The 15,129-nt window shown below is 63.3% G+C and carries 14 protein-coding genes; 9 read left to right on the top strand and 5 right to left on the bottom strand.

The genetic code is table 11. The features are described from left to right. Positions 1–32 precede the first annotated feature (32 nt). The 3 genes from O7A60_RS03375 (at position 33) to O7A60_RS03365 (ending at position 3,181) form a co-directional block, all read left to right on the top strand. Positions 33–1,283 (top strand): Zn-dependent hydrolase, encoded by a 1,251-nt coding sequence (locus tag O7A60_RS03375; RefSeq protein ID WP_337105014.1) that lies wholly within the window; start codon positions 33–35, stop codon positions 1,281–1,283. 66 nt (positions 1,284–1,349) lie between these two features. After that, the gene (hydA, locus tag O7A60_RS03370) at positions 1,350–2,801 is read left to right on the top strand and encodes a dihydropyrimidinase (RefSeq protein ID WP_027141597.1); all 1,452 of its coding nucleotides are present in this window, start codon (positions 1,350–1,352) and stop codon (positions 2,799–2,801) included. Positions 2,802–2,803: 2 nt separating this feature from the next. After that, the gene (locus O7A60_RS03365) at positions 2,804–3,181 is read left to right on the top strand and encodes a hypothetical protein (RefSeq protein WP_027141598.1); all 378 of its coding nucleotides are present in this window, start codon (positions 2,804–2,806) and stop codon (positions 3,179–3,181) included. A 26-nt stretch (positions 3,182–3,207) separates the two neighbouring features. On the opposite strand, the gene O7A60_RS03360 is transcribed toward O7A60_RS03365, so the two are convergent. Then, positions 3,208–3,612 carry a cupin domain-containing protein gene (locus tag O7A60_RS03360; protein WP_015317160.1) on the bottom strand — a complete coding sequence of 135 codons (405 nt, stop codon included), beginning with the start codon at positions 3,610–3,612 and terminating at the stop codon, positions 3,208–3,210. Between the two features lie 139 nt (positions 3,613–3,751). Between O7A60_RS03360 and O7A60_RS03355 the strand changes: the two genes are divergently transcribed. From O7A60_RS03355 to O7A60_RS03335, 5 genes are all read left to right on the top strand, one after another. Continuing rightward, on the top strand, positions 3,752–4,543 hold the full coding sequence (locus tag O7A60_RS03355) for an ABC transporter ATP-binding protein (RefSeq protein WP_337105013.1): 792 nt from the start codon (positions 3,752–3,754) through the stop codon (positions 4,541–4,543). A gap of 317 nt (positions 4,544–4,860) precedes the next feature. Next, entirely contained in the window at positions 4,861–5,739 is an 879-nt protein-coding gene (locus O7A60_RS03350) for an ABC transporter permease (RefSeq protein WP_337105012.1), read from the top strand. Then, positions 5,736–6,887, top strand: coding sequence for an ABC transporter permease (locus O7A60_RS03345; RefSeq protein ID WP_337105011.1), 1,152 nt, complete (start codon positions 5,736–5,738; stop codon positions 6,885–6,887). The genes O7A60_RS03350 and O7A60_RS03345 overlap by 4 nt, the downstream gene beginning before the upstream one ends. Before the next feature lie 40 nt (positions 6,888–6,927). Next, positions 6,928–7,899 (top strand): ABC transporter substrate-binding protein, encoded by a 972-nt coding sequence (locus O7A60_RS03340; RefSeq protein ID WP_337105010.1) that lies wholly within the window; start codon positions 6,928–6,930, stop codon positions 7,897–7,899. A 192-nt stretch (positions 7,900–8,091) separates the two neighbouring features. Continuing rightward, the gene (locus O7A60_RS03335) at positions 8,092–8,535 is read left to right on the top strand and encodes a CHRD domain-containing protein (RefSeq protein ID WP_337105197.1); all 444 of its coding nucleotides are present in this window, start codon (positions 8,092–8,094) and stop codon (positions 8,533–8,535) included. Positions 8,536–8,588: 53 nt separating this feature from the next. Here O7A60_RS03335 and O7A60_RS03330 read toward each other — a convergent pair whose 3' ends face one another. From O7A60_RS03330 to O7A60_RS03320, 3 genes are all read right to left on the bottom strand, one after another. After that, positions 8,589–10,238: a thiamine pyrophosphate-binding protein gene (locus O7A60_RS03330; protein ID WP_337105009.1), complete on the bottom strand. Its 1,650-nt coding sequence runs from the start codon at positions 10,236–10,238 to the stop codon at positions 8,589–8,591. After that, entirely contained in the window at positions 10,235–11,410 is a 1,176-nt protein-coding gene (locus O7A60_RS03325) for a CaiB/BaiF CoA transferase family protein (RefSeq protein WP_337105008.1), read from the bottom strand. Before O7A60_RS03325 ends, O7A60_RS03330 begins: the two co-directional genes overlap by 4 nt. 99 nt (positions 11,411–11,509) lie before the next feature. Then, the gene (locus O7A60_RS03320) at positions 11,510–12,442 is read right to left on the bottom strand and encodes an alpha/beta hydrolase (protein ID WP_337105007.1); all 933 of its coding nucleotides are present in this window, start codon (positions 12,440–12,442) and stop codon (positions 11,510–11,512) included. 187 nt (positions 12,443–12,629) lie between these two features. Between O7A60_RS03320 and O7A60_RS03315 the strand changes: the two genes are divergently transcribed. Then, positions 12,630–13,625, top strand: a complete 996-nt coding sequence (locus tag O7A60_RS03315; RefSeq protein WP_337105006.1) for a ribonuclease T2 family protein — start codon at positions 12,630–12,632, stop codon at positions 13,623–13,625. Positions 13,626–13,674: 49 nt separating this feature from the next. On the opposite strand, the gene O7A60_RS03310 is transcribed toward O7A60_RS03315, so the two are convergent. After that, positions 13,675–14,961 (bottom strand): GGDEF domain-containing protein, encoded by a 1,287-nt coding sequence (locus O7A60_RS03310; protein ID WP_337105196.1) that lies wholly within the window; start codon positions 14,959–14,961, stop codon positions 13,675–13,677. Positions 14,962–15,129: the final 168 nt, after the last annotated feature.

The following is a 15,129-nucleotide window of genomic DNA, read 5'->3' as shown; positions in this document are numbered from 1 at the left end:
CCCGCCCGGAACATGAAATGGAAGGACTTTGAATGGCCGCACCCGGCGAAAATCTGCGAATCAATTCAGACCGTTTGTGGGATTCCATCATGGAGATGGCGAAGATCGGCCCCGGCATTGCCGGCGGCAACAATCGCCAGACCGTGACCGACGAGGACGGCGAGGGCAGGCACCTGTTCAAGCGCTGGTGCGATGCCGCCGGGCTTGAAATGGGCGTCGACGAGATGGGCACCATGTTTGCCCGCCGCGAAGGCACCGACCCCAGCCTGCCGCCGGTCTATGTCGGCAGCCATCTCGATACGCAGCCGACCGGCGGTAAGTATGACGGCGTTCTCGGCGTCCTCGGCGGCCTGGAGATCGTGCGCTCGCTCAACGATCTCGACATCAAGACGAAGCACCCGATTGTCGTCACCAACTGGACCAACGAGGAAGGCGCACGCTTCGCCCCGGCGATGATGGCGTCCGGCGTGTTCGCCGGCGTGCTCGACCAGGCCGATGTCTACGAGCATACGGACAAGAACGGCAAAAAGTTCGGCGAGGAACTGGAGCGCATCGGTTGGAAGGGCACCGAGAAGGTCGGCGACCGCAAGATCCACGCCTTCTTCGAACTGCATATCGAACAGGGCCCGATCCTCGAGGACGAAGACATCGACATCGGCGTCGTCACTCACGGACAGGGCCTGAAATGGCTGCAGGTGACGCTGACCGGCAAGGAGGCGCATACCGGCTCGACGCCGATGCCGAAGCGCCGCAACGCCGGCCTCGGCATGGCCCGGGTGATCGAACTGGTGCACGAGATCGCCATGGACTACCAGCCCGACGCCGTCGGCGCGGTCGGCCACATGGAAGTCTATCCCAATTCGCGCAACATCATCGCCGGCCGCACCGTCTTCACCATAGACATCCGCTCACCGGAGAAGGAAGTGCTCGACGCCATGGATGGCCGCATCCGCGAAGGCATCGACACGATCTGCGATGCGCTCGACATCCGATACGAGATCGAGCAGGTCGGTCATTTTGATCCGGTCACCTTCGACAAGAGCTGCGTCAAGGCGATCCGCGACGCCGCAGAGCGGCTTGGCTACACGCATCGCAACATCGTCTCCGGCGCCGGCCACGACGCCTGCTGGATCAACCGCGTCGCGCCGACCGCGATGGTGATGTGCCCTTGCGTGGATGGGTTAAGCCACAACGAGGCGGAAGAGATCACCAAGGAATGGGCCGCAGCCGGCGCCGACGTTCTGTTCCACGCGGTGGTGGAGACGGCCGTCATCGTGGAGTGAACTAAGAGATTTACCTCCAAACGCCGCTCACCAAGAAGCGCGAAGAGAAGAACAAGGGAACAGCAAATGACCAAAGTCATCAAGAACGGCACCGTCGTCACCGCCGACCGCACCTGGAAGGCCGACGTGCTGATGCAGCACGGCAAGATCGTTGCCATCGGCTCGGACCTGCATGGCGACCATGAGTACGACGCCACCGGTTGCTATGTCATGCCGGGCGGCATCGATCCACATACCCATCTTGAAATGCCCTTCATGGGCACCTATTCGGCCGATGATTTCGAATCCGGTACGCGTGCGGCCCTGGCCGGCGGCACGACGATGGTGGTCGATTTCTGCCTGCCGTCACCTCAGCAATCGCTGCTCGAAGCCCTGCAGATGTGGGACAACAAGACCTCGAAAGCTGCCTGCGACTATTCCTTTCACATGGCGATCACCTGGTGGGGCAAGCAGGTGTTCGACGAGATGGCCACCGTCGTCGACAAGGGCATCACCTCGTTCAAGCACTTCATGGCCTACAAGGGCGCGCTGATGGTCGACGACGACGAGATGTACGCGTCGTTCCAGCGCTGCGCCGACCTCGGCGCACTGCCGCTGGTGCATGCCGAGAATGGCGACGTGGTCGCCGCCCTGTCGCAGAAGCTGCTCGCCGCCGGCAACAATGGCCCCGAAGGGCATGCCTATTCGCGTCCACCGGAAGTGGAGGGCGAGGCGACCAACCGCGCCATCATGATCGCCGACATGGCCGGCGTGCCGCTCTATGTCGTGCACGTCTCCTGCGAGCAGAGCCACGAGGCGATCCGGCGGGCGCGCCAGAAGGGCATGCGGGTGTTCGGCGAGCCGCTGATCCAGCACCTGACGCTGGACGAGAGCGAGTATTTCGACAAGGACTGGGACCATGCGGCGCGCCGCGTGATGAGCCCACCCTTCCGCAACAAGCTGCACCAGGATTCGCTATGGGCGGGCCTGCAGGCCGGATCGCTGCAGGTGGTGGCGACCGATCATTGCGCCTTCACCACCGAGCAGAAGCGTTTCGGCGTCGGCAATTTCACCAAGATTCCCAACGGCACGGGGGGTCTCGAGGACCGGCTACCGGTGCTGTGGACCAAGGGCGTCAACACCGGGCGGCTGACGATGAACGAGTTCGTCGCCGTGACATCGACCAACATCGCCAAGATCCTCAACATGTATCCAAAAAAGGGCGCTATCGTCGAAGGTGCCGATGCCGACATCATCGTCTGGGATCCGAAGCGCAAGAAAACGATTTCTTCGAAGAAGCAGCAGTCTGTCATCGACTACAACGTGTTCGAAGGGGTCGAGGTGACGGGCTTGCCGCGCTTCGTCTTCTCGCGAGGCGAGTTGTCGATCGAGGAAGCCGAGGTGAAGGCAAAGCCCGGTCATGGTGAGTTCGTCGGCCGCGAGCCGAACGCCGCGGTAAACCGGGCGCTGTCGACCTGGAAAGAGATCACCGCGCCGCGCAAGGTCGAGCGGACCGGCATTCCGGCGACCGGGGTTTGACGGTGAGGCGCGCGGGGTTCTATCTCACCGCCGTTCTTGTTCTGGCTGCCGGCTCCGCCTCGGCGGCCGGCATCGATTTGTCCAAGCCCTATGGCAACAAGACCGGCTGCATCAACAAGAATGGTCAGAAGGTCTATGCCGAGGACATGCTGCTGCTGACCGACACCGACTTCATCACCATCGCCAGCGCCTGTACCTTCACTGAAAAGCAGGTGCAGGCCGACGGTTCGCTGGTGGCGAAGGCGCAATGCCAGGCGGAAGGCGAGGAAGGCCAGTCGACGATCCAGTTCACCATCAAGCGCAACGCCAAGAACGCCAAGAAGCTGGTGATTGCCGACGAGGACGGTACCATCTACGGGGAAGTGTCACGGTGCCGATGACGGCCAGCGTCCCTCGTTCGAGGATATCAAGCGACCAGTGCATCCAGTTCCGGCAACAGGACGACGCTTTCCTGTTCGTTGGGGTCGGTGCGGGCGATGACGGCCGACGAGGGGGCGTTGCTCAGATTGGCCGGCAAATGCGGCACGCCGGCCGGAATGTAGAAGAGGTCACCGGCCTTGACGACGATGTGATGCTCCAGCCGGTCGCCATACCAGGTATGGACCTCGCCGGAGAGCACGTAGATCGCCGTTTCATGGTTCTCATGCAGATGCGCCTTGGCGCGGGCGCCGGGCGGCATGGTCAGCACATGCATGCAGATGCCGGAAGAGCCGACCGACTCGGTGGCGATGCCTGCGAAATAGGTTAGACCCTGCTTGCCTTCATAAGTGCTTTCAGGGCGGATAAGATGACAAGTGGGTTTAGGCGACATCGGGGAAACTCCGGGCGTCGATTGAGTGGGACAAGCTCAGCAGGGCTGGGGCCAATGGGACGGGTCGAATGGAAAACAACATCGCGATAAAAGCAATCGGAATCGGGACGGCGTCACGGGAACAGGCAGGCCGCAACCGATGACGGGAATTTCGCCAGCCGTCGTTTCGGCAAGCAAGCTTGGGCTCACCTTCAAGACCAATGACGGGCCGGTGCAGGCGCTGTCCAATGTCGACCTGACCATCGGCAAGGGGGAGTTCGTCTCCTTCATCGGGCCGTCGGGCTGCGGCAAGACCACTTTGCTGCGCGTCATCGCCGATCTGGAGAAGCCGACCTCGGGGGCGATTTCGGTCAACGGCATGACAGCTGAACAGGCGCGCGAGAAACGCGCCTACGGCTATGTCTTCCAGGCCGCCGCCCTGTTTCCCTGGCGCACCATCGAACGCAATGTCGCGCTGCCGCTGGAGATCATGGGCCTGTCCAGGGCCGAGCAGGCGGAGCGCATCAAGCGCACGCTCGACCTCGTCAATCTCAGCGGCTTCGAGAAGAAATATCCCTGGCAGCTTTCCGGGGGCATGCAGCAGCGCGCCTCGATCGCCCGTGCGCTCGCCTTCGACGCCGACCTCCTGTTGATGGACGAGCCGTTCGGCGCGCTGGACGAGATTGTGCGCGACCACCTCAACGAGCAATTGCTGGAACTGTGGGGACGGACGAACAAGACCATCTGCTTCGTCACGCACTCCATCCCGGAGGCGGTCTATCTGTCGACACGCATCGTCGTCATGTCGCCACGTCCGGGCCGGGTCAGCGATGTCATTGAATCGACGCTGCCGAAAGAGCGGCCGCTCGGCATCCGCGAGACGCCGGAGTTCCTGGCGATCGCCGCACGGGTGCGGGACGGGTTGAGGGCAGGGCATAGCTATGATGATTGAGTGCCTTCACGAAGGAGCGGCAAACAATGCCTTCGTCATCCTAGGGCGAAGCAGGCGCGAAGCCGCCTGCGCAGACCCTAGGATCCATGCCGTGACATTGGCCAAGCGGTGCAAACGGTTCAGGATATCCACCGGGCAGAGTGAGGCGAATGGAGCCATGTTCCGCACCGTCGCGGAGCGCAGAGGTAACGGCATGGATCCTAGGGTCTGCGCTGCGTCGCTTCGCTCCTTGCTCCGCCCTAGGATGACGAAGTGTGGAGGCCTTTTCCGCCCTTTGCTGCGAGAGCGTCCGGCGCAGCTCCCGCGAGGGCAACGCCATGGATAGCTTCCGCGATAAGCTTATCCCGGTCACCTCGATCCTCGTTGGCGTCGTCGTGCTCTGGTACGTTTTCGCCGTCATCCTCAACGCGCCCTTCCAGCGCGATCTCGACCGGCGGGCCAACGAAACCTCGACGTTCAGCGAACTCATCGGCAAGACGTTGTCGCAGCCGAAGCCGACGCTGCCGGCGCCGCATCAGGTGGCGGTGAATTTCTTCGAGAATACGTTTCTGCGGCCCATCAATTCGAACCGCAGTCTTGTCTACAACGCCTGGGTGACGCTGTCGTCGACGCTGCTCGGCTTTGCCTTCGGCACCGCGCTCGGCATCGTCATTGCGGTGGGCATCGTCCATGTGGCGACGCTCGACCGCAGCCTGATGCCGTGGATCATCGCCTCGCAGACCATTCCGATCCTGGCGGTGGCGCCGATGATCATCGTCGTGCTGGCGGCGGTCGGCATCACCGGCTTGGTCCCGAAGGCGATGATCTCGACCTACCTGTCGTTCTTCCCGGTGACGGTCGGGATGGTGAAGGGGCTGCGCTCGCCCGAGATCATGCATCTCGACCTGATGCACACCTACAATGCCAGCCAGGCCCAGACCTTCTGGAAGCTGCGCGTGCCGGCCTCGGTGCCGTTCCTGTTCACCTCGATGAAGGTTGCGGTGGCGGCAAGCCTGGTCGGCGCCATCGTCGGCGAACTGCCGACGGGTGCTGTCGCCGGCATCGGCGCCAAGCTGTTGGCCGGCGCCTATTACAGCCAGTCCATCGACATCTGGTCGGCGCTGGTCGCCGGTTCGATCGTGGCGGCGCTGCTTGTGATGGTGGTTGGCATCGCCGGCCGCCTCGTCGACCGCGCCATGGGCGGGAGGCCGGCATGAACCGGCTGAAACCTTCCTGGCAAGCGGCGTTGGCGGTCCTGGCGTGCCTGATCGCCGTTGCGCTCGGAGCGATCGCAGCGCCAAAAGTTGATCCGCTGGCGCAGCCTGCGGGGACGTTGATCTATCCCTATGCCGCGACGAGCTGGCTGATCTTCGGCGCGCTGCTTCTCGCCGCTTTGATCCCGATGGCCAAAGTGCCGCCCATGGCCGAAGCTGTCGTACTTTTCATCGGTGCGCATCTGGCGGCCTGGCTGCTCATCGGGGGCATTGCCGGCTTCGAAGGTCTGGCGCGGGCGCCATACTTCCTGCTGCTCGCGGCCGCCTGGCTGCTTGGCTGGCGTTGTGTCGCGGTCTTGTCTGGACTGCGCCCGACGGACGGCTCGCGGACCGCTTTGCGCCTGATCATCCCGGCGATCTTCGGCGCGTGGATCCTGATCATCTGGGAGGCGGTAACGCGTGGCGCCGGCATTCCTTTCATCCTCCTGCCACCGCCGAGCGCCATCGGCGCGCGCATCGCCGGTTCGCTGCCGATCCTCGGAGCCGATGTCCGGCAGACCATCTTCAAGGCGGTGCTCTTCGGCTATGTCGTGGGCAGCGGCGCGGGCTTCGTCACCGCTGTTCTCGCCGACCGCGTGGCGTTCCTGCGGCGCGGGCTCTTGCCGATCGGCAATATGGTCTCGGCGCTGCCGATCATCGGCGTGGCGCCGATCATGGTCATGTGGTTCGGTTTCGACTGGCAGTCCAAGGCGGCTGTCGTCATCATCATGACCTTCTTTCCGATGCTGGTGAACACGGTCGCCGGGCTCGCCGCGTCCGGCCATATGGAGCGCGACCTGATGCGCACCTATGCGTCTGGCTATTGGCCGACGCTCATCAAGCTGCGGCTGCCGGCGGCAGCGCCTTTCATCTTCAACGCGCTGAAGATCAACTCGACGCTGGCGCTGATCGGCGCCATCGTCGCCGAGTTCTTCGGCACGCCGGTCGTCGGTATGGGCTTCCGCATTTCGACCGAGGTCGGGCGGATGAACATCGACATGGTCTGGGCCGAAATCGCAGTTGCAGCACTTGCGGGTTCGGTCTTTTATGGCGTGGTCGCCCTTGTCGAAAGGGCCGTCACGTTTTGGCATCCCTCTGTCCGTGGTGGATAGGGGCGGTGGGTTTAGGGCACTAACTTCAGAGGGTAAAAAAATGAAAAGACTTGTTATTCCAGTTCTGGCCGGCGCGATGTCGCTGGCCGCGTTCCAAGCAATGGCCGCCGACAAGGTGACCTTGCAGCTGAAATGGGTCACGCAGGCGCAGTTTGCCGGCTACTATGTCGCCAAGGCCAAGGGTTTCTATGACGCTGAAGGCCTCGACGTCGACATCAAGCCGGGCGGCCCCGACATCGCGCCCGAGCAGGTGATCGCCGGCGGCGGTGCCGATGTCATCGTCGACTGGATGGGCGGCGCGCTCGCCGCGCGCGAAAAGGGCGTGCCGCTGGTCAACATCGCCCAGCCGTTCAAGAAGGCCGGCATGGAGCTGGTCTGCCCGAAGGACGGCCCGATCAAGAGCGAAGCCGATTTCAAGGGTCATACGCTGGGCGTCTGGTTCTTCGGCAATGAATATCCGTTCTACGCCTGGATGAACAAGCTTGGCCTCAAGACCGATGGCGGCCCCGATGGCGTCACCGTTCTCAAGCAGAGTTTCGATGTGCAGCCGCTGATCCAGAAGCAGGCCGACTGCATCTCGGTCATGACCTACAATGAATACTGGCAGCTGATCGACGCCGGCTACAAGCCCGAACAGCTCACCGTCTTCAACTATTCGGCCATGGGCAACGACCTGCTCGAGGACGGCCTCTATGCGTCGGAAGACAAGCTCAAGGATCCGGCCTTCGAGGACAAGATGGTGCGTTTCGTGCGCGCTTCGATGAAGGGCTGGAAATACGCCATCGACCACAATGACGAGGCGGCAGGCATCGTCATGGATGGCGGCGGCCAGGACGAAAACCACCAGAAGCGGATGATGAGCGAAGTCGCCAAGCTGATCGACAACGCCGACGGCAAGCTCGACCCGGCGACCTACGAGCGCACCGCCAAGGCGCTGCTCGACCAGAAGATCATCACCAAGGAGCCGAAGGGCGCCTACACCACCGCCATCACGGACAAGGCGGTCAAGTAAGCCTGGCAGGCGCAATCAACAGCGCCCGCGACCGGTTTGACGGCTGACACCAAAAGGGGCGGGCGACCGCCCCTTTTCCATTCGCTCCGATCACAAAACCGTGTGCGGGGATACATTGTGCCAACCAGCCGTTGCATTGAAGCATGCGCGCGGCGGGGAGCCGTGACGCATCGCTTCAATCGGAGGTTCTTCATGCGCGCACACTCCTTCCTGCCGGCGCTATCGGCGCTCGCTATTTCCACCGCTTTCCTGTTTGCATCACCGGCCATGGCCGAGATGGTAAAATACAAGGCGACCCTGGATGGCGGCCAGCAGAGCCCAGCCGTCACAACCAAGGGCAAGGGGACGGCCACTCTCACCTTCGACACCACGAAGAAGAAGCTCAGCTGGAACGTGAAGTATTCCGGCCTCAGCGGCCCGGCGTCGGCCGCGCATATCCACGGCCCGGCGGCAATGGGTGAAAACGCGGATCCCGTGATCCCGTTCAAAGGCAAGCTCAAGAGCCCCATCAAAGGATCGGCCACATTGACCGATGCGCAGGCCGCCGACCTGGAGGCAGGCAAATATTATGTCAACGTACACACGGCGGCCCACAAAGACGGCGAAATCCGCGGTCAGGTCGAAAAGGCGATGTAGCGGCCGAGGGCCGGCGGGACAGGGGGCGCCAGGAAACTCGGCCTGGCTACCCCTTAAGCCTTGTCGCGTATCTGCGTCATCGTCCGGGTCGGCGTGATCGCTTCGGGATCGAGCCTGATCTCGACGATCGCCGGCTTGCCGCTGGTTCGCGCGCGCTCGAAGGCAGGCGCGAAATCAGCTGTCTTCTCCACCGTCTCGCCATGGCCGCCATAGGCGCGGGCAAGTGCTGCAAAATCGGGGTTCTTCAGATCGGTGCCGACGACACGACCGGGATATTCGCGCTCCTGATGCATGCGGATGGTGCCGTAAATGCCGTTGTTGACGACGATCACCACGATCGGCAGATCGTACTGCACGGCAGTGGCGAATTCCTGCCCGTTCATCAGGAAGCAGCCGTCGCCGGCGAAGGCGACCACGGTGCGCTCCGGATAAAGCGCCTTGGCCGCGACCGCCGCCGGCGTGCCGTAACCCATCGAGCCCGACGTCGGCGCGGCTTGCGTGCCGAAGCGGCGGGAGCGGTGGAAGCGATGAACCCAGGTCGCATAATTGCCGGCGCCATTGGTCAGGATGGCATCGTCGGGCAACACCTTTTCCAGATAGTCCATGATCGGACCCATCTGGACCGCGCCGGGGCCGGTCTGTGGTGGCGTCGACCATTCGAGATAGGCCGCGTGATGCCTAGGCGTCTCGGCCGCCCATGATGGCGTTCCGGCGGGCTTGCGCTTGGCGAAAGCCTCGACGAAAGCCGCTGGCGAGGCGTTGATCGCCAGCGTCGGGCGGTAGACCCGGCCGAGTTCGCCGGCATCGGCATGGACATGCACCAGTGCCTGGTCGGGATAGGGGCTCTTCAGCAACGTGTAATCCGAAGATGGCATCTCGCCCATGCGGCCGCCGATCAAGAGAACGACGTCGGCCTGCTTGATGGCCGCCGCCAGCTTCGGATTGATGCCGATGCCGACATCGCCGGCATAGTTTGGATGAAGATGGTCGAACAGCATCTGGCGGCGGAATGAACAGCCGACAGGAAGCGACCAGACCTCGGCGATCTCATGTATCCGCGCCACGGCATCCGCGTTCCAGCGCGTGCCGCCCAGGATGACGAAGGGACGCTTCGCGCCGGCAAGCAGCATTTCCAGTGCGTCGAGTTCGGCCTCGCCGGGATAGGTCTCGACGGGCGTGTGCGGAAGTGCTTCCGGCGCTTCGACCATGCGGGTCAGCATATCCTCCGGCAGCGAGATGACGACCGGGCCGGGACGGCCCGACGTCGCCACGGCGAAAGCGCGGGTGACGAATTCAGGGATGCGCGAGGCGTCGTCGATCTCGACCACCCATTTGGCGATGTCGCCGAAGAACCTGACGTAATCAACCTCCTGAAAAGCCTCGCGCTCCTTGGCGTGGCTGGCGACCTGGCCGATGAACAGGATGAGGGGAACCGAATCCTGCATGGCGATGTGGATGCCGGCCGAAGCGTTGGTGGCGCCAGGGCCGCGGGTGACGAAGCAGATTCCGGGCTTGCCGGTCAGCCGGCCCTGACAGTCGGCCATCATGGCAGCACCGCCTTCCTGGCGGCAGACGATGGTGCGGATCGAGGAATCATGCAGCGCGTCAAGCACCGCAAGGTAGGATTCGCCCGGCACGCAGAAGATACGGTCTGTGCCGTTGGCTTCGAGGGCGTCGACGATCAGTTGTCCACCGGTCTTCATTTCCCAGACTTCTCCAGTTCGGCAAGGATTTCGTCAGTGTGCTCGCCAAGGCGCGGCGAGGGGCGCTCATAGGTGAGCGGTGTGCCCGACATCACCATCGGCGCGCGCACCGACGGCAGGCGGTTGCCATGGCCGTCGTCGAGGTCGAGCCGCATGCCGCGGGCAATGGTCTGCGGATCGGCGAACATCTGGCCGATCGTATTGATCGGACTTGCCGGCACGCTCGCGGCTTCGAGCTTCGCCAGCAGCGGATCGCGATCCCAGGTCTTAAGCGCCTCGATGATGCGTGCGCGAAGGTCTACGCGGTTGGCGACGCGGGCCGGATTGGTGGTGAAATCGGGATTGGCCGGCAAATCGTCCAGCCCGACCGCGGCGCAGAATTTGGCGAACTGGCCGTCATTGCCGACAGCCAGGATGATGTGGCCGTCCCTGACCGGAAGCACTTCGTACGGGGCAATGTTCATATGCGCATTGCCCATCTGCACCGGCGACTTGCCGGAAACGAGATAGTTGAGGTTCTGGTTGCCCAACGCCGAGATCTGAGTGTCGAACAGAGCCATGTCGATGTGCTGGCCTTCGCCGGTCTGTTCCGCATGGCGAAGCGCGGCCTGGATGGCGATGACCGAATAGAGGCCGGTGAAGATATCCGAGATGGCGACGCCGGCCTTCTGCGGCTCGCGGCCGGCCTCGCCGGTGATCGACATCATGCCGGCCATGGCCTGAATGATGAAGTCATAACCGGCGCGGGGCGCATAAGGCCCATCCTGACCAAAGCCGGTGATGGAGCAGTAGACCAGGCGAGGGTTGATCTTCTTCAGGCTGTCATGGTCGAGCCCGTATTTCTTCAGGCCGCCGAGTTTGAAGTTCTCGATCAGCACATCCGCCGTCGCGACCAGCCGGCGCACCGTCTCGGCGCCATCCGGCGTCGAGAAGTCGATGGCGATGGAGCGCTTGCCGCGGTTGCAGGAATGGTAGTAGGCGGCCGACAGGTTCTCGCCGTCATGGCCTATGACGAAGGGCGGACCCCATTTGCGAGTGTCGTCGCCGCCATCGGGACTCTCGACCTTGATGACATCGGCGCCGAGATCGGCAAGCAACTGCCCGGCCCAGGGCCCGGCAAGAATGCGGGCGAGTTCGACGACGCGGACGCCTTTCAGCGGGGGTTCGGCCATAAATCACCGTGTTTGCCGCAATCATCCTGATTGCCGCGAAAGCAGAGCCTCTATCAAGCCCGGCAGCGGCTGTCACGGTCCTTGCAATGGGCCAACCCGTCACGCCTTCAAGACAGTGTCCGCCCAGTTGGCGAAATCGTTCATGATGATGTCGCGATTCACCTCGTTCAGGCTTTCGTGGCGGGTTTCGGCGTAAACCTTTGAAACCAGATTCGAAAAGCCCATCCTGCGCATGCGACTGGCGAGATGGGTGATGCCCTTGCCGTAGTCCGAGGCAGGGTCTTTTTCGCCGCCGAGGATGGCGACGGGGATGTCGCGGCGAACGGCGGCAAAGCCTGCATCCTCGCCGCCGTTCAGCGCCAAGGCGACCACATCGCGCCACATCGAGATGGAGGCATCCCAGCCGCAGAGCGGATCGGCGATATATTTCGCCACCTCCGCCTCGTCGCGCGACAGCCAGTCGAACAAGGTGCGATGGTTGGGCACCGCCTTGCCCCAGGCCTGGAAGGTAAGTTTCGGCAGCAGGCGCGACGGGACATCGGAGCCCAGCCGCATCCGTTCCCAGGCAAGGATGCCGAGCGCCACCTGGCCGAGCAGGCCTTGCGAGAAATTGCCGTTCCAGATCGCGGCGGCATGGATGCGTTGCGAGTGGTGTAACAGGTAGCTCAGCGCCACGGACGCGCCCATCGAGTGGCCGAAAAGGATCACCGGCAGGTCAGGCTGCTCGCGGGCGATGAGATCGTGGATGGCGTCGACATCGGCGATCACCTTGGCCGGGCCGTCCTTGTCGGCGAATCTGCCGAGCGGCGCGTCGGGCGCCTTGGTCGCTCCATGGCCACGGTGGTCATGGACATAGACATGGAAGCCCCGGGCGGCGAGGAAACCGGCGAAGCGGTCGTAGCGCGCGGCGTGTTCGGCCAGGCCATGATTGATCTGGACCACCGCACGCGGAGAGCTGTCGGCCCGCCGGACGAACAGATTGAGGTCGGCGCCGGTCGGCGAGCGAACCACGCGCTGCTGGCTGAATGGCATGCCGGCTGGTCTCTCCCTGGTTTCGCCCTCGTGATGTCCAAACTGTGTGCGCCGGTGCCAGATTTGCGTCAATCCGGCCTGCGGGCTTTTCCGCGACGATCTTTCTTGCCACGAGCCCGCAAAATATCGCAATTCTGACATGGAGACAGCTTCAGTCTGTCGCCCACTTTCCAGCAGGGGATTCTCCATGCGCATTGCTGTTGTTTTCGGATTGGCCTTGCTTGCGGGCGCGGCGCATGCCGACGTCAAGATGAGCGGCACCTTCGTGGCCGACGCTGCCTGTCCGGCGACGCAGGCGATCAAGAACGGCAAGAACCCCGGCAATGTCTCGACGGATGCGGGCAAGACCTACCAATTGCTGGCCGGCAACAAGGACGCTCCGACCCACTACCTCATCCTGGTGCCGGGAGCCGATCCCGAGCGCCGCTGGGTGAAGGTCAGCTGCGGCCATCTCTCGGGCAGCAGTGCCGCGACCGTGCCGGCGGCACCGGGCGGGCAAGGCAAGCCCGCGCCCTCGGGGAAACCCGAATACGTTTTCGCGTTGAGCTGGCAGCCGGCCTTCTGCGAGACCAAGTCGAACAAGACCGAATGCAAGGCGCAAAACCCTGGTGAGTTCGATGCCACCAATTTCACGCTGCACGGTCTGTGGCCGCAGCCGAACGGCAATTTCTATTGCCAGGCTTCGGCCAGCGACAAGGCCAATGACAATCCGGCTCACTGGCAGGACCTGCCACCGGTCAACCTCGATGCCGACACCCGCACCGAACTCGACAAGGTGATGCCCGGCACGGCCTCGAAGCTGGAACGGCATGAATGGATCAAGCACGGCACCTGCTACGGCAAAAGCCAGCAGGAGTATTTTTCCGACGCCCTTCATTTGATGCGTGAGGTCAACAGCTCGCCGGTGCGCGACCTCTTCGCCAAAAATATCGGCGGCAAGCTGACCGCGGATCAGATCCGCAGCGCCTTCGACCAGGCCTTTGGCGCGGGAGCAGGGGACCGGGTGCGGGTGTCCTGCGTTATCGATCCGTCGAGTGGCCGGCGGCTGATCGGCGAACTGACGCTTGGCCTTGCCGGCCCGATCGGCCCGAACAGTTCGCTCAAGGACCTGCTGCTGGCCTCGGTGCCAACCAACAAGGCCGGTTGCCCGACCGGGACGGTCGATCCGATCGGCTTCCAGTAAGTGCGGGATCGCCGCTTCCGGTAAGCCGGCGCGGCCGTCGCGGAGAGAGCTAGATCTGGGCTGACCTGGTCCAGGCAATGGCGGCGTCGGCCTCATGCCCACCGGGTTCGCCGACGACGCGGTCGCGTCCGGTCGATTTCGCCTTGTAAAGGCGCTGGTCGGCGAGCGCGAACAGATCGGCCAGGCACTGCGTCGTTTCGCTGACGGTGGAAACGCCGGCGCTGACGGTCAGCTCGAAGCGGTTGGTGGCGGCCGATGCCTTGAGCGCGGTGCGGACGCTTTCGCCAAACAGCCTGGCGACGGAATGCGGACGCGAACTGAGGATGGCGAATTCCTCGCCGCCGATCCGGAACACCTGGTCCTCGGCGCCTGCCGCCTCGCAAAGTACGGTTGCAACGGCCTTCAGCACCTTGTCGCCCTCGGCATGGCCGAAACGGTCGTTGATCGACTTGAAGTGGTCGACATCGACGATGAGCAGGCTGAGCGGCCTCGCCGTGCGCAGGCTGGCCTGGACGGCGGCTTCACCGTCGGCATCGAAGCGTCCCCTGTGCAGCAGGCCGGTCAAGCCGTCGCGGCCGACATGCTCGACCAGCGCTTCGTAGCGTTCGCGATAGGTCAACGTCTCGAAAATGTCGGTCAGGCCGCGCGGCATCTGGACGTCCCGGACCTCGAACCATTTGAGATAGGCGACCAGCATGGCACTGAAAGTCAGTGCCGCCGCCATCTTGGCGAACCAGCCGCCGAAGAAGACCGCAATCGGGGCGCCGGCAACAAAATGCAGCGCGGTGAAGAAGCCGGCCTGGTCGAAGGTGAGCACGCAGGCAACCGAAATCAGGATGCGCAAGAACCGCGCCTTGCGCAGCGTGCGCCCAAGCTTTTCATAGAGCAGGATGATCAGGATGGCGTCGATGACCAGCAGCGTCGTGCCCCACACCATCAGCCAGCCCATCTCGTCGATGAAGCCGATGTCGGGGAGCCGGCCATCGGGAAGCGGAGCGATGGCGTGCAGGCGCAGGAGCAGAACCAGCCCGATCATCAACGCGTTGCCGAGCAGCAGGCCATAGATCGGCTGACGCACGGTGGCGGCATCTTCCTTCATGTAGAGCAGAAGGAGCATCACCAGCTTGCCGGAAAAGAGCACCGCGGAGCCCGGCGACACCATGCCGAACGGCAGCGCGACATAAAAGACGCTGGCCAGATAGGTCTCCAGGAAATGCATGACGCCAAGCGCGCAGACGAAGACGCCAAGGCCGATGCGCTTGCGGAAGCGGAAAAGCGTCACCATGACGCTGAAGTAGACGACCGCTTCGGCAAGGAGCAGGAAACTGTTCAGCAATGCCGTCGATCCGATCTCTCTCTGGAAATCGCGGCAAGCCGGCGATTCCACCCGATCCTGTTTTGACGCGGAAGGGTTAACCAGGGATTTCCGTGCGCGATCGACCGGTTGAAAACTTGGCTGTCGGTGCACACTTGTCCGTGTGGTTGGCTCGATGTGGCAAAAGCG

This window comes from Mesorhizobium salmacidum (SeqCode) (assembly GCF_037179605.1).
GTDB lineage: Bacteria > Pseudomonadota > Alphaproteobacteria > Rhizobiales > Rhizobiaceae > Mesorhizobium > Mesorhizobium salmacidum.
This window is presented reverse-complemented; position numbering and strand designations above follow the sequence as displayed.

Bases quoted from the DNA above. Each gene is read 5' to 3' on its own strand.
- O7A60_RS03375 (WP_337105014.1), top strand. From the start codon at position 33: ATGGCCGCACCCGGCGAAAATCTGCGAATCAATTCAGACCGTTTGTGG.
- hydA (WP_027141597.1), top strand. From the start codon at position 1,350: ATGACCAAAGTCATCAAGAACGGCACCGTCGTCACCGCCGACCGCACC.
- O7A60_RS03360 (WP_015317160.1), bottom strand. From the start codon at position 3,612: ATGTCGCCTAAACCCACTTGTCATCTTATCCGCCCTGAAAGCACTTAT.
- O7A60_RS03355 (WP_337105013.1), top strand. From the start codon at position 3,752: ATGACGGGAATTTCGCCAGCCGTCGTTTCGGCAAGCAAGCTTGGGCTC.
- O7A60_RS03350 (WP_337105012.1), top strand. From the start codon at position 4,861: ATGGATAGCTTCCGCGATAAGCTTATCCCGGTCACCTCGATCCTCGTT.
- O7A60_RS03345 (WP_337105011.1), top strand. From the start codon at position 5,736: ATGAACCGGCTGAAACCTTCCTGGCAAGCGGCGTTGGCGGTCCTGGCG.
- O7A60_RS03340 (WP_337105010.1), top strand. From the start codon at position 6,928: ATGAAAAGACTTGTTATTCCAGTTCTGGCCGGCGCGATGTCGCTGGCC.
- O7A60_RS03335 (WP_337105197.1), top strand. From the start codon at position 8,092: ATGCGCGCACACTCCTTCCTGCCGGCGCTATCGGCGCTCGCTATTTCC.
- O7A60_RS03330 (WP_337105009.1), bottom strand. From the start codon at position 10,238: ATGAAGACCGGTGGACAACTGATCGTCGACGCCCTCGAAGCCAACGGC.
- O7A60_RS03325 (WP_337105008.1), bottom strand. From the start codon at position 11,410: ATGGCCGAACCCCCGCTGAAAGGCGTCCGCGTCGTCGAACTCGCCCGC.
- O7A60_RS03320 (WP_337105007.1), bottom strand. From the start codon at position 12,442: ATGCCATTCAGCCAGCAGCGCGTGGTTCGCTCGCCGACCGGCGCCGAC.
- O7A60_RS03315 (WP_337105006.1), top strand. From the start codon at position 12,630: ATGCGCATTGCTGTTGTTTTCGGATTGGCCTTGCTTGCGGGCGCGGCG.